Origin of the sequence: Pseudomonas sp. WS 5146, from assembly GCF_012985495.1 — a bacterium.
GTDB lineage: Bacteria > Pseudomonadota > Gammaproteobacteria > Pseudomonadales > Pseudomonadaceae > Aquipseudomonas > Aquipseudomonas edaphica.
Genome location: NZ_JAAQWL010000034.1, coordinates 1 through 558, shown reverse-complemented (window position 1 = coordinate 558; position 558 = coordinate 1). Strand labels below are relative to the sequence as shown.

At 51.1% G+C, this 558-nt stretch carries 1 protein-coding gene; it reads right to left on the bottom strand.

Annotated features, from left to right (window positions below; genetic code table 11):
- The coding region (locus HBO41_RS29950) for a hypothetical protein (protein ID WP_178111072.1) at window positions 1-558 on the bottom strand (558 nt) is incomplete at both ends.

Genomic DNA, 558 nt, shown 5'->3' with positions numbered 1-558 from the left:
TCCTTCCCCTCTTTTTTTCCTTTTCTCTTCCTCTTCTCCCCCTTTTTCCCTCCTTTCTTTTCCTTCTCCCCCCTCCTTTCCTCCCTTTCTTCTTCTTCTCCCTTCTTTTTCCCTTCTTCCTCCCCCCCTTCCCTCCTTCCTCTCCCTCTTTCTTCTCCCTCTTCTCCTTCTCTTCTCCTCCCTCTCTCCCTCTCCCCCCCTCTTCTTCTCCTCTTCTTTCCTCTTCCCCCTCCCTCCTTCTCCTTCCTCCTCCTTTCCCTCTCCTTCCTTCCCTCCCTTCCTCTTTCCCCCGCCTTTTCTCTTTCCTCCTCCTCTGCTGCCCGTTCTTCTTCCTTTTTCCCCCTCCCCCTTTCCCCTTTTTTTCTCTTCCCTCCCCCTTTTCTGTCTTTTCCCTCTTTCTCTTCTCTTTTTCCCCTTCCCTTTTTCTTTCTTTCTTTTCCTTCTTTTTTCCTCTCTTCCTCTTCTCTCTTTTTCCTTCCCTTTCCTTTCTTTCTCTCCCTCCCCTCCTTTCCCCCTTTCCCCTTTTCTTCTCTCTCCTCCCCTTCCTTCCCCTCCTCC